Source organism: Neorhizobium alkalisoli, assembly GCF_002968635.1.
In the GTDB taxonomy this organism is placed as follows: Bacteria; Pseudomonadota; Alphaproteobacteria; order Rhizobiales; family Rhizobiaceae; genus Neorhizobium; species Neorhizobium alkalisoli.
In genome coordinates, this window is the sequence record NZ_PVBN01000003.1 from 1 (window position 1) to 12,783 (window position 12,783).

11 protein-coding genes are annotated in these 12,783 nt (G+C 60.8%); 9 read left to right on the forward strand and 2 right to left on the reverse strand.

Going from position 1 to position 12,783, the window contains the following annotated elements; translation table 11 throughout:
• Positions 1 to 563: aldehyde dehydrogenase family protein (locus C5L13_RS07485; RefSeq protein ID WP_158693408.1), on the forward strand; the 563-nt coding region annotated here is incomplete at its 5' end.
• Positions 564 to 619: 56 nt separating this feature from the next.
• On the opposite strand, the gene C5L13_RS07490 is transcribed toward C5L13_RS07485, so the two are convergent.
• The gene (locus C5L13_RS07490) at positions 620 to 1,525 is read right to left on the reverse strand and encodes a LysR family transcriptional regulator (RefSeq protein WP_105382664.1); all 906 of its coding nucleotides are present in this window, start codon (positions 1,523 to 1,525) and stop codon (positions 620 to 622) included.
• 237 nt (positions 1,526 to 1,762) lie between these two features.
• Between C5L13_RS07490 and C5L13_RS07495 the strand changes: the two genes are divergently transcribed.
• The 8 genes from C5L13_RS07495 to C5L13_RS07530 all read left to right on the forward strand — a co-directional run bounded on the left by C5L13_RS07495 (position 1,763) and on the right by C5L13_RS07530 (position 11,541).
• Positions 1,763 to 3,178, forward strand: coding sequence for an MmgE/PrpD family protein (locus C5L13_RS07495; RefSeq protein ID WP_158693409.1), 1,416 nt, complete (start codon positions 1,763 to 1,765; stop codon positions 3,176 to 3,178).
• Between the two features lie 80 nt (positions 3,179 to 3,258).
• Entirely contained in the window at positions 3,259 to 4,836 is a 1,578-nt protein-coding gene (locus tag C5L13_RS07500; RefSeq protein WP_105382666.1) for an ABC transporter substrate-binding protein, read from the forward strand.
• Between the two features lie 63 nt (positions 4,837 to 4,899).
• On the forward strand, positions 4,900 to 5,874 hold the full coding sequence (locus C5L13_RS07505) for an ABC transporter permease (RefSeq protein ID WP_105382667.1): 975 nt from the start codon (positions 4,900 to 4,902) through the stop codon (positions 5,872 to 5,874).
• A gap of 11 nt (positions 5,875 to 5,885) precedes the next feature.
• Positions 5,886 to 6,788 (forward strand): ABC transporter permease, encoded by a 903-nt coding sequence (locus C5L13_RS07510; protein WP_170117228.1) that lies wholly within the window; start codon positions 5,886 to 5,888, stop codon positions 6,786 to 6,788.
• Entirely contained in the window at positions 6,788 to 7,786 is a 999-nt protein-coding gene (locus C5L13_RS07515) for an ABC transporter ATP-binding protein (RefSeq protein WP_105382669.1), read from the forward strand. The genes C5L13_RS07510 and C5L13_RS07515 overlap by 1 nt, the downstream gene beginning before the upstream one ends.
• 8 nt (positions 7,787 to 7,794) lie before the next feature.
• Entirely contained in the window at positions 7,795 to 8,811 is a 1,017-nt protein-coding gene (locus C5L13_RS07520) for an ABC transporter ATP-binding protein (RefSeq protein ID WP_205836816.1), read from the forward strand.
• A 2-nt stretch (positions 8,812 to 8,813) separates the two neighbouring features.
• Entirely contained in the window at positions 8,814 to 10,061 is a 1,248-nt protein-coding gene (locus C5L13_RS07525) for a M20/M25/M40 family metallo-hydrolase (protein WP_105382671.1), read from the forward strand.
• Positions 10,062 to 10,077: 16 nt separating this feature from the next.
• On the forward strand, positions 10,078 to 11,541 hold the full coding sequence (locus tag C5L13_RS07530; RefSeq protein ID WP_105382672.1) for a M20 family metallopeptidase: 1,464 nt from the start codon (positions 10,078 to 10,080) through the stop codon (positions 11,539 to 11,541).
• A gap of 551 nt (positions 11,542 to 12,092) precedes the next feature.
• Here the strand turns inward: C5L13_RS07530 and C5L13_RS07535 are convergent.
• Positions 12,093 to 12,686, reverse strand: coding sequence for a DUF309 domain-containing protein (locus tag C5L13_RS07535; protein WP_245571167.1), 594 nt, complete (start codon positions 12,684 to 12,686; stop codon positions 12,093 to 12,095).
• Positions 12,687 to 12,783 lie beyond the last annotated feature (97 nt).

Consider the following 12,783-nt stretch of genomic DNA (forward strand, 5'->3'; position numbering starts at 1 on the left):
TCCAGGGCAGCATATATGATGCTTTCGCCGAGAAGCTTGCGGAGAAGGTTTCTTTGATGAAGGTCGGAGACGGCTTCGAGCCGGGGGTCGTTGCCGGGCCGCTGATTACCGAAAAGGCCGTGCAGAAAGTTGAGGAGCATATTGCCGACGCCTTGGAAAAAGGCGGTATCGTCGCTGTGGGCGGCAAGAGGGACGAACGAGGCGGTCTGTTTTTCCAGCCGACGATTTTGACGGGCGTGACCTCCGCGATGAAGGTTGCGCGCGAAGAAACGTTCGGACCGGTCGCGCCGCTGTTCCGGTTCGAGACCGAGGACGACGTCGTCGAAATGGCCAACGACACCGAGTTCGGCTTGGCCTCCTATTTCTATGCCAAAGATCTCTCGCGCGTTTTCCGGGTGGCCGAGGCACTGGAATACGGCATGGTCGGCATCAATACCGGCCTGATCTCGACAGAGGTGGCGCCCTTTGGGGGCATCAAGCAATCCGGACAGGGTCGCGAAGGCTCAAAATACGGCATCGAGGATTACCTGGAGGTGAAGTATCTCTGCCTGCAGGTTGAATGATAGCGCCGTACCGACCAAGCGAGGAGGGACGGCAAGGTTCATGCGCTTCGCTCACCTCATCGTTCGACAAATGGTCCGCACAGTTCCTGCAATTCTTTAACGAATGACATGACAACGGGCCGAAGGACGCTGCGCCGGCGGTAGGCAATGCCCATACTTCTGGTCCATGTACGCTGGTCCAACTTGAGGGCTACAAATTGAGGATTGCTTCCCTGTACGTATATGCTGGTGCGGGTCAGATAGCTAAGCCAGTTAGAGCCGGCGATCATCGACATCTGAAATGTCGAGGAGGTCGTTTCGCAGATAGCGAGCGGTCGAGGTAGTTGGGCCGCGGCGAAAAGACCCTCCAAAGCCAGTCGATCCGGCTCAGGCCGAGCCGGGATCACCCATCGGTATTCCACCAGATCGCTGAGGCTAACCTTCTGTGCCCGGGCAAGTTTATGGTCCCTGTCTGCGATGACATCGACTGGGATCTCCATCAGGTCGACAAAATCGATTTCCTCGGAAAGCTCCTTGGGGCGCGTCATAACCGCGATATCGATCGCGCCATTTAAGAGGGCGACATAAAGCGTGGAGCTCAGCTCTTCATTGAGGGAGACGTCGACTTCCGGCTGTTCTGCGAGGAAGTGTTTCACTGCTGTAGGCACAAGCTCGCGCATCGCGGTTGTGATCGCGCCGATGCGCAGTCGACCCCGGCGGGCGCCCCGCATGGCGTCCAACTCATTGCGCGCCTCGTCCGTGAGAGACAGGACGAGTTCTCCATATTCGATCAGCCGCTGGCCATAGTCGGTCGGTCGCACGCCCCATGGGCCGCGGTCAAGCAGGCGCACACCCAGCGACTGCTCCAGCGCGCGGATGCTCTTGCTGAGCGCCGGCTGCGTCACATTCAGCCTTTCGGCCGCGACCCCGAAACTGGAATAGCGGGCCACAAGCACCAGGTTTCTCAACTGCCTCAGGTCCACGGTCTCTCCAGTCCGGCGTACTGATCTTTGAGGTCACGAAATGAATTTTCGTTATGGCGAAATGTCGGTCAATGCCAAGCAGCCCTTGCTTTCACTCGTTCGCGAGATTTTTGGCCGATGACCACTGAGCCATTATAACTATTATTCATCATAAAGGACCAGTTAGTTTCTTGCCCCTCCCAGCGCCTTTCACCATCATCCCACCCAACAACACGGCACAAATGCCGGATGGGAACGATGATGACAGCCATTGCACAAAAAGCCCCTGACGCGGGCAATGAACCCATTCCGGCATTTCGCAGCTTGTGCGAATGGGCCGCAACGGCTTCCGAATTTGGCCCGCTCGCTCGCCGCCGCGCCGAAGATGCCTTTGTGGATATCCTCGCGACAATGATTGCCGGAATGAACGACGTTTCGACTGCCTCCGTCATCAAGTCATTGGCAGGATGCGGCGAAGGGTCGTCTTTTGCGTTCGGAGCATCACATGGATTTGCGGCTCCCTGGGCCGCGTTGATCAATGGTACCGCAGCCCATGCACTCGACTTCGACGACAATTTTGCGCCGGCTTTCACCCATGCGACGGCGGTACTTGCCCCTGCGCTCCTGTCGCTGGTGAATGATCGGAAGGTGGACGGAGCCGCCCTCACCGGTGCATTCATTGTCGGACTGGAGTTGCAGGGCCGCATCGGCCGGCTCATGCAGCCTGCTCACTATCAGCGTGGCTGGCATTCCACCTCGACCATTGGTGCGATCGGAACGGCCGGTGCCTGCGCCCGATTGCTCGGTGGCTCTTCGGATCAGATACGGTCTGCGATGAGCGCGGCGACGAGCATGGCGGGTGGTTCGAAACTGCAGTTCGGATCGAAGATGAAGCCGATCCACGCCGGCCTTGCCGCCAAGAATGCCGTTCTGGCGGCGCGTTTCGCCATGGCCGGCATCGGCGCCAATGACGACCCTCTCGCCGGCGATTGGGGTTTCGCGGCATTGACCGGCGCCGGCGATGCCGATCCGGAAGTCATGATCGAGGGCTTGGGAGAGGCGCTGGAAATCGAGACGAGCGGCCTGCTTGCCAAGCGGTTTCCCTGCTGCGGCGCGGCGCATCGCAGTATCGATGCCCTGGAACTGCTGCTGCGGCGGGAGCCGGACCTGTCGCTTGATGCAATCGACAGGATCGAGACGTCATTGCCGGAGATGGCAAGGCGCAACCTGCGCTTCGACTGTCCCACCGACGAGATGGAAGCCCGGTTTAGCGGCACCTATTGCATGGCGCGGATGCTGGTCGACAGGGTTCTGGAACTCGCGCACTTCACGGAAGATAGCGTTGGCGACGAGCGGATTGCCGCGTGGCTACCTCGTATCCACCTGATTGCCTACAATGACGCCTTGATGGTCGATGGCGCGAATTTCGAAGCGGTCACCAGAATTCATCTGAGAGACGGCCGGGTCATGGAGGCCTCGGTGCGACATCCGAAGGGATCGCCGGAAAATCCGCTGAGCGATGACGACCTGTTCGCGAAATTCCGGACCTGCTGCGCCTGGAGCGGTCACGAGGTCGCCGCCGAACGCCTTTTCCAGCTTGCGAGGTCGCTTGGAGCAGCAGGCGACATCGGCGAGGCCATGGCGTCGGTCGAAAGGAACCTCAGCATTCATTAACCGGTCCGTCCGGACCAATCGGTCAAAGGGAACGTCTTCGAAAAATCACATAAACGAAGACAAAAAAACGGAGTGAATATATGAATTTCGTCAAGACTCGGCTGGCGGCTTCGGCTGCCTTGATCCTCCTCGGTGCGCTGCCGCTTTCGGCCGCGGATCTCAAGGTAGGCATCAAATCGGAACCGTCTTCGCTCGACCCGCAGTTTCACGTTCTCGTGCCGAACATGCAGGTCACGTTCGCCATGTTCGATCCGCTCGTGATGATGGATTCGAAGCTGGTGCCGCAACCTGCCTTGGCGGAAAGCTGGAAGGCGACGAGCGAGACGATCTGGGAATTCGTGCTGCGCAAAGATGCAAAATTCTCGGATGGCTCGCCGCTAACGGCCGACGATGTGGTGTTCACCCTCAATCGGATCCCGAAGGTTCCGAACAGCCCGACGGCTTTCACGCTGTTTACCCGCCAGATCGCCACGGTCGAGGCTGTGGATGCACATACGGTGCGCATCACTACCAAGCAGCCCTATCCGCTCCTCATCACCGACCTTGCCAACCTGCCGATCATGTCGAAGACTGCGGCTTCCGGTTCTGCACCTGAGGGCAAGACCACCGTCGAACTCAACCGCGGCGAGGGGCTTGTCGGCACCGGTCCGTTCAAATTCGTGTCCTGGCAGAAGGGCGCGGATCTCGTTTTGGAGCGTAACCCGAACTATTGGGGCAAGCCTGCCGAATGGGACAACGTGATCTATCGCCCGATGACCAATCCGGCCGCACGTGCCGCCGCCCTCCTGTCGGGTGATATCGACATGATGGAAGATCCGCCGACTACCGACCTTGAGCAGTTCAAGACGAACGCCAAGCTCTCGGTGGCTGAAGCTCCGGGCACGCGTATCGTTTACATCGCGCTCGACCAAAAGGGCGAGCCGAGCCCCGGCATTCCCGGTCAGGGCAAGAATCCGCTGATGGACAAGCGAGTGCGTGAGGCGCTTTCGCTGGCGATCGATCGCAAGGCGATCGCCGAGCGCGTCATGGGCGGTGTCGCGGTTGCCGCCGGCGACCTGCTGCCGCAGTCGATGTTCGGTGCCGTCAAGGCGCGTCAGGCCGCACCAGCCTCCGACACGGCCAAGGCCAAGGCTCTGCTCGCCGAAGCCGGTTATCCCAACGGCTTCCAGATCACTCTCGGCACGCCGAATGGGCGTTACGTCAACGACGTGCGGGTGGCGCAGACGATCGCCGCCATGTGGACGCGCGCCGGGGTTAAGGCCGAGGTCGCGGCTGCCGCGCCGCCAGTCTTCTTCAAGAGCCGCGACAACTTCGAATATAGCGCCTACCTCGCTGCCTGGGGCAATTCCACCGGCGAAATGTCGACGACATTGCGGTCGCTGGTCGGCACCCGCGACCCGTCCAAGGGTTCCGGCACGTCGAACGGCGGGCGTTATTCCAATCCGGAACTCGATGCTCTTCTCGAAAAGGCATCTGCGACGATGGACGACAAGGCGCGCGCTGAGCTGCTGCAGAAAGCCGACGAGATGGTCCTTTCGGACTATGGCATCATTCCCGTGCATTTCGAAGTGCCGGTTTGGGCGCTGCGCAAGGGTCTGACTTACGCCGCCCGCGCCGATCAATATACGTTGCCGCAGGACGTCACGTCCGCGAAATAACACGATTTCCGGCCCGTTCGCTTAAGTCTGACGGGCCGGACACCACGAAAGAAGGACAGGCAGGTGCCCGTTTTCATCATCAACCGGCTGCTTCAGGCCATTGGCGTGATCCTTGTCATGTCGGTGCTCGTTTTCGTCGGGCTTTATCTGATCGGCGACCCCACCTCGATGCTCGTCAGCCCCGAAGCGACCGAGATCGAACGGCAGGCATTGCGCAAGGCGCTGGGGCTCGATCAATCCATCTGGATCCAGTACCTGACATTTCTCGGCAATGCTGCGCACGGAGATTTCGGTCGCAGCTTCCTGACAGGGCAGCCAGCGCTGCAACTGATCGTCGAACGCATGCCTGCAACCGTCGAACTCGTGGTTGTTGCCATGACCTTTGCCCTGGTCGTCGGCGTGCCATTGGGAATCCTGGCCGGACTTCGCCCCAAGGCGCCGTCCAGCAAGGCGATCATGACGGGCTCGATCCTTGGTTTCAGCCTGCCGAACTTCTGGATCGGCCTGATGCTCATCATGCTGTTCGCCGTCTATCTCGGTGTCCTGCCGGCATCGGCGCGTGGCGAGACCGTCAACATCGGCGGCGTGGCGCTCAGCATCTTCACGCTCGATGGATGGCAGCATCTCGCCCTGCCGGCGTTGACGCTCGGCATGGCCAAGGCCGCACTCATCATCCGCGTTACCCGGGCCGCCACCCGTGAGGTACTGCCCATGGACTACATCAAGTTCGCCCGCGCCAAGGGATTGCGCCCTTCGCGAATCTTGAAGGTCCATCTTCTGAAGAACATTCTGATACCGATTGTCACCGTCGCGGGCCTGGAATTCGGCCAGGCGATCGCCTTTGCCGTGGTGACGGAAAGCGTCTTCTCCTGGCCGGGCATGGGAAAGCTCCTGATCGACTCCATCATCACCCTCGATCGGCCGGTCGTTGTCGCCTACCTCATCATGATGGTCTTCTTTCTCGTAATCCTGAACCTCGTCATCGACATCCTCTACATAGCCATCGATCCGAGCGCCGGGGAAAAGGTGCGCGACTGATGAGTACGCCAATGACAGTTTCATCGACGGCTCCCGCAGAAGAGTCTCCGTTTCGCCGTCTCCTGATGCAGTTCGCCGAAAATCGGCTCGCACTCGTTGGCCTTGCGCTTCTGCTGCTCCTCGCCGTTCCGGCGATACTGGCGCCGTGGATCGCACCGCAGAACCCCTATGACATTGGCTCGCTCGACATCCTGGACTCCCAGATGCCGCCCGGCAGTATGGGGGAAATGACCGGCATCACCTATTGGCTCGGCACCGACAGCCAGGCCCGCGATGTCCTGTCCGCGGTGCTCTTCGGCATGCGGACGAGCCTGCTCGTGGCTTTCGTGTCCGTCTCCGCCTCTCTGCTGATAGGCGCAACTGTCGGTCTCTGCGCCGCCTATTTTGGTGGCTGGCTCGACGCGCTTTTGATGCGTATCGTCGATATCCAGCTTTCGTTTCCAGCTATCCTCGTGGCGCTCATTATGCTTTCCATCCTTGGTCAGGGACTGGACAAGGTGATCATCGCGCTGATCGTCGTCCAATGGGCATACTTTGCGCGGACCGCGAGAGGCACGGCGCTCGTCGAGCGCAATCGCGAATACATTCTGGCGGCCCGCTGTCTTTCGCTTGGCTGGCGGCGCATCATCTTCCGCCATCTCCTGCCGAACTGTCTGCCGCCGCTGATCGTCATCGCGACCATCGATCTCGCCCATGCGATCGCGCTGGAAGCAACACTTTCCTTCCTCGGGGTAGGGGTTCCTGTCACGCAGCCGTCGCTCGGCATGCTGATCGCCAACGGCTTCGAGTTCATGCTGTCGGGGCACTACTGGATTTCGGTCTTCCCGGGCGTCGCGCTGGCGCTCGCCATCATAGGCATCAACCTCGTCGGCGATCATCTTCGCGACGTTCTGAACCCGAGGAACGCCCAGTGATGGATGTCACCACCATGAAAGCAATGACTGCGGCGGAATGCCAACCTCTGCTGTCGATCAAGGGCCTGAAGACGCATTTCGAGACGCGCGCCGGCATCATAAAAGCGGTTGATGGCGTCGATATCGAACTTGGCCGCGGCGAAATTCTCGGGTTGGTCGGTGAATCCGGCTCTGGAAAATCGATCACCGGCTTTTCGATCCTTGGCCTGATCGATCCGCCCGGCCGCATCGCGGACGGCAGCATCACCTATGACGGCCGCGATCTCGTCTCTATGGACGAGGAGGATCGCCGCCAGCTGCGCGGTAATGACATTGCGATGATCTTCCAGGATCCTTCGATGACGCTCAATCCGGTGCTGCGCATCGATACGCAGATGATCGAAACCGTCCAGGCGCATGCGAATGTGAGTACCGCCGAGGCCCGGCAGCGGGCGAGGGATGCGCTGGTGCAGGTTGGCATTCCCTCTCCGGACGAACGCCTGAAAACCTATCCCTATGAGCTTTCAGGCGGCATGCGCCAGCGTATCGCCATCGCGATTGCTCTCATCAACAGCCCCAAGCTCATCATCGCGGACGAGCCGACGACTGCGCTCGATGTCTCGATCCAGGGGCAGATCATCCACGAGGTCAAGAAACTGTGCCGCAAGACCGGTACGGCGCTCATCTGGATCACTCACGACCTTGCCGTAGTTGCCGGCCTCGCCGACCGGATTGCGGTCATGTATGCCGGCCGCATCGTCGAGACGGGCAAGACCGCGGATCTCATCGAAAGACCGCTGCACCCATACACCAAGGGGCTGATTGACTCCGTCCCGTCGCATTCCACGCGCGGCCGCAGGCTGCATCAGATCAAGGGAATGACACCCTCGCTCCTCAACCTTCCGCAAGGCTGCGCATTCCGCGAACGATGCGAGAAGGTGACGCAGGAATGTCTGGTCGCTCCCGAACCGACGCTTCTGGCCGGAAGGTTGGTGCGTTGCTGGAATCCAGCCCTATGAGACAGGACATGATCACAGACACAAACGTGCAGGGGCCGATGCTGGAGCTGCGCTCACTCGCCAAAACCTTCACCAAGCCGGTTGGTGTAGCCGGTCATATTGCCAATCTCTTCGGCGCCAAGGTCCGGAAGATCGAGGTCCGTGCGGTCGCGGGCATCGACCTGGCGGTTGGCAAGGGCGAGGTAGTGGGTATCGTCGGCGAATCCGGCTGCGGCAAGTCCACCGTCGCGCGGATGATCGCCGGCATCAGCGGGATCACTGCGGGCAGCATCAGCTACAGAGGCGTTCCGACCTCGACCATGACGGCGGAACAGCGGCGGGATTTCTCGCTCAGCGTCCAGATGATCTTCCAGGATCCGTTTGCCTCGCTCAACCCGCGCATGCGGGTAATCGATATCATCGGCGAAGCGCCGGTCGCCCATGGGCTGATCAGCAAGGCCGAGCAGCGTGCCTATGTCATCGATCTCATGGAAAAGGTCGGGCTCTCGGGAGCCTATGTCAACCGTTACCCGCACCAGTTCTCCGGCGGCCAGCGCCAGCGCATCGGCATCGCGCGTGCTCTTGCGGTCAAGCCGTCGCTGATTATCTGCGACGAAGCGGTAGCTGCGCTCGACGTGTCAATCCAGGCGCAGGTGCTGAACCTGTTCATGGACCTGCGCGACGACCTGGACCTCACCTACCTGTTCATTTCGCACAATCTCGGTGTCGTCGAGCATATCTCGGACCGGGTGGTGATCATGTATCTCGGCCGTGTGGTGGAGATCGCGCCGACCGTGGAGCTGTTTTCCAGCCCGAACCATCCCTACACGCGCCTGCTTCTCGAGCAGTTGCCGGTGCTCGAGGCCGGCGAGCGTGACTACAAGCCGATACAGGGCGAACTTCCATCGCCGCTCGATCCACCGTCCGGTTGCCCCTTCCACCCGCGCTGCCCAAGCGCCATGGATCGCTGCAAGCGTGATGTTCCTGAACTGAAAGCCATCGGCGCCGGTCGTCTTTCGGCCTGTCATCTCAACGAAGCTGCCTGATTATGTCCAAACCCAGAACCATCGTGCCGTCCGGAGAGCCTCCGATCCGGGCGCTCCTCACCAGCGCACCCTTCAAGGCAGCGACGGACGCCCTTGCTCAGACCCACACTCGCTTCATAGGCGAGTTGATCATGCTGACCGAAGTTCCCGCCCCACCCTTCAAGGAGGAGCGTCGCGGCAGCGCCTATCGCAACCTGCTGGAGGCAGCCAATCTCGAAGAGATCGCGATCGACGCCGTTGGCAACGTCACGGGCCTTCGCCGTGGCAATGGTGGTGGAGAACGGATGATCGCCATCTCCGCGCATCTCGACACCGTCTTTCCAGAAGGCACGGACTTAACCGTCCGGCGCGATGGATACCGGCTTGCGGCACCGGGCGTCGGCGACAATACCCGAGGTCTTGCAACCATCCTCGCCTATCTGCGGGCGCTCGACGCCGCCGGGATCAGGACGCGTGACGACATCCTGGTGCTGGCAACTGTCGGCGAGGAGGGCGAAGGCGACCTACGCGGGATGCGGCATTTCTTTGCCGAAAGCGTCTACCGCGATCGCATCGCAGCTCTGATCTGCCTGGACGGACCGACCCCGGCGAACACCGTGGTTTCCGGAGGAACAGGATCGAAGCGTTACCGCGTCACGTTTCGCGGACCGGGTGGCCACAGCTTTGCCGACCACGGCATCGTCAATCCGATGATCGCCGCCGCGCGCACGGTCGTTGAGCTCGGCCTCCTGTCCCTGCCCGACGACCCGAAGACGACATGCAGTTCCACGGTGATAGAGGGTGGCAACTCGGTCAACGCGATTCCGGCGGAAGTCTCGCTGATGGTGGATCTGCGCTCCAATTCTCCATCAGAACTGGCGGATCTCGATGCACGCTTCCGGGGGATCGTGCTGCAGTCTTGCCATGTGGAGAATGATAGCCGTTCGATCGAGAAGGGAGCAATCGCGGTCGAGATCGTGCTGATCGGTGATCGACCTGCTGGGGAGACGGCGGAGGGCGAACTGACGCGTTGCGCGGGAGCTGCCATCGAGGCGATCGGCGAGACGCCGGTGTTCGGGTCGTTTTCGACGGATGCGAACGTGGCCATGAGTTTAGGCATTCCGGCGGTGACGCTCTCATGGGGCGGTGAAGGTGGCAATGCCCATGCGCTCAGCGAATGGACGGACGTGAATCCGGAAAAATCGCTGCCCGGCATGTCCGTCGGGCTGGCCGTGATGCTTGCCTGCGCCGGCATCGATATTGGCCAATGATCGAGGGATGAGCGAGATGCAGGAACACAAGGTCGCCACGGCGAGGCGCAACGATTTTCTCGATGCCAGCCATATTTCACGCTGCGCCAACGCAAAGGCTCAGGCCTTTATCGATCTCAGCGACCGCGTATGGGGCATGCCGGAGCTGCGTTTCGAGGAGTTGCGCTCGGTCGAGGAGCATATCGCGGCAATGGAAGCCGAGAGCTTTCAGGTGACCCGCGGCATCGCGGGCATCAGGACGGCCTTTATGGCGGAAGCGGGAGAAGGGGACGTTACCATCGGCTTCCTCGGCGAATTCGATGCTCTGGCCAATCTTTCCCAAGTGTCCGGCATCACCGAGCAGCGGGAGGTCGAGCCCGGTTCGAACGGTCACGGGTGCCATCACAACCTTCTGGGCGCGGCCTCGCTGCTTGCCGCCGTCGCCTTGCGGGATGCCTTGGCCGAGAGCGGTATCAGGGCGCGCGTCCGTTATTACGGATGCCCTGCCGAGGAGGGCGGATCCGGCAAGACATACATGGCCCGCGCCGGCGCATTCGACGACCTCGATGCCGCGTTCTGCTGGCATCCCTGCGTCTACAATGCCGTCATGTCGTCCTCGACACTCGCCAATCTCCAGGCCTATTTCCGCTTCAGCGGCCGCGCGGCGCACGCTGCCATGAGCCCACAGGTCGGCCGTAGCGCGCTCGATGCCGTTGAACTGATGAATGTCGGCATCAACTACATGCGCGAGCACATGCCTTCGGAGGCTCGCGTACACTATGCCATCACCCAGACAGGCGGCATTTCTCCGAACGTTGTGCAGGCATCCGCGGAAGGTCTCTATCTCGTCCGGGCGCCTAAGCTTGCCGACGCCCGCACTCTGTTCGAACGCGTGCGCAAGATCGCCGAGGGCGCTGCGCTGATGACGGAAACGAAGGTGGAGATGATCTTCGACCGTGCAACATCCAACATCCTGCCCAACCGGGCGCTGGAGGAGGCGATGCATCGAGAATTCACGACGCTCGGCCCCCCAGATTTCGATTCCGCCGACTTCGAGTTTGCGGACAGGCTGCGGGCCGAAGCCCTCACCGAGGACGATGTTCGCGCGAGTGCGGAAGCATTCGGAGGGCCTGCCGACTATCCGAAGTCCCTGCATGACGGACTTCTGCCCCTTCCAGGGGAACCGGGACTGCTGTTCGGCTCGACGGATGTGGGTGATGTGAGCTGGGTCGTGCCGACGGCGCAGTGCCTGACGGCAACGGCTGCGATCGGCACACCGTTCCATGCCTGGCAGGCGGTGACGCAGGGTAAGCTGCCGGCTGCCCACAAGGCCATGGTCACGGCCGCTAAGGTCATGGCGGCGACCGGCGCGAGGGTGGTGGCCGATCCGGAACTGTTGTCGCGGGCAAAGCAGGAACTCGCCCTCCGTCGAGGCGGAAAAGCCTACTTAACGCCACTTCCGGATGGCAGCGAGCCGCCTTCGACAGCAGCACGTCCGTAGCAACCAAGGGTATCATCTTCAAACAGAGGCCAGCGCGCAAACAAAGTTTCGGCACAGCGCGAACTCCGAGCAGTCGGTGCCGAACTGCGGGAGCCGGAAAAGGTTTCGGCTTTAAAAGTGTAGAGATGCCTCGATCTCTAAATCACCGACTTTCCAGTCGTGCACAGCAGAGACGTGAGGACCTTGGTCAGAGCTGGAGCCCTTTCCGGATCTGCGTCCCAATCTGCGTCGGAGGAGCAGCGGAGGCAGGGAAGCCCGATCGCTCCACAACCGCAGCCCCTGGTTCCCGTCCAAGGCTTGCTCGGATGCTCTTCGCACACCCAGCCGGTATCGTGGCATTCCTTGCATTGCCGCATCATCAACCTCGTCACGAGTGGGTCACGAATTCACCGGCCGTCGATACCGCAGTCGCGATGACGCGGTATTCGTCGTGGACTCAAACACAAATGACGAGGTCTTTTACCCTGCCAACGAGATTGGGACGAGAACATCAATCGAGCTAGATTGGCTTGCAACTCATGAAACGCAGCTAAGTGTGCTTCCTGCAGCCTTTAGGTGCAGCACTGCGACTTTGATCCAAGGACGAAATCGAACACTGGTTCGGGAAGTCCCGGCGCCACGGGCCGCGATACGGCGGGCATTCTTGTGGCTACTTCCGCCAGGTCAGCCAGCGTGTCCGGCGCCATGCCGAGAGCGCGCGCAAAGGATACGTGGGGCACTTTCATCAAGTGACGGAGCAGCATTGCTGCGCGGCCAGCATGACGCCCGGCTGCGCTGTATTTATTCTCGCGAATCTTCACGCCTGCGGCCGATAGCAAGATCAGCGCTTTGAGAAACGCCCGCTCAGAGCTGCCTCGACCGGCCACTTGCCAAAGGGCTTCCCACGCTTCATGCGCTTCCCAGTAATAGCCGTGGTTGAAGAGATCTTGACCCCACACGAATGCGTCAGAAACAAGCGACGCTTGAGCGGCGACGGGCATTGGCCCGATATGATAACTGTGGCCGGCGGGATCGCGCACGGGATGCGGCTGCCTTCCCGGCAGATATGCGTAGGCAGGAAAGCTCTTTTGCGGTAACAAGCGAAGCCGTCTTTTAACGCCAGTTGTCATAGGGAATGAATAGCATTCCGGCGGCGCGGGTTCCATGAGGGGTTGCCGCAAAGACGATTTGCAAATCGTCTGGTCGCTTCCCGCTGATCCGCCATCGTCAAACGACAACCGGCAAGCTGCCGGAAACTGTCGA